The organism is Desulfosporosinus metallidurans (assembly GCF_001936615.1).
GTDB lineage: Bacteria > Bacillota > Desulfitobacteriia > Desulfitobacteriales > Desulfitobacteriaceae > Desulfosporosinus > Desulfosporosinus metallidurans.
In genome coordinates this window covers 1-205 of record NZ_MLBF01000269.1, presented here as the reverse complement: position 1 = coordinate 205, position 205 = coordinate 1, and the positions used below count along the sequence as shown (strand labels likewise).

Annotated in this window: 1 protein-coding gene; it reads left to right on the top strand. The window is 52.7% G+C overall.

What is annotated here, in order from left to right; all coding sequences use genetic code 11:
* Positions 1–3: 3 nt before the first annotated feature.
* Complete coding sequence (locus DSOL_RS26630; RefSeq protein ID WP_083643111.1) at positions 4–168, top strand: cation efflux transmembrane domain-containing protein; 165 nt, start codon at positions 4–6, stop codon at positions 166–168.
* Positions 169–205: the final 37 nt, after the last annotated feature.

Genomic DNA, 205 nt, shown 5'->3' with positions numbered 1-205 from the left:
AATCTGGCAATCGCCTTTGGCTTCCGAGGCGGGGAAGATAATCTCAACGTCCGTTCTGCCCTTCTCCATGTTTTGGGAGATGCCGCAGCCTCAGCGGGCGTCATCATCGGTGCCATCATCATGCAATTTACCCACTGGTATGTGATTGACCCGATCATCTCCGTTTGATCGCCTGATGATCGCTTGGAACGCTTGGAAGATTGTC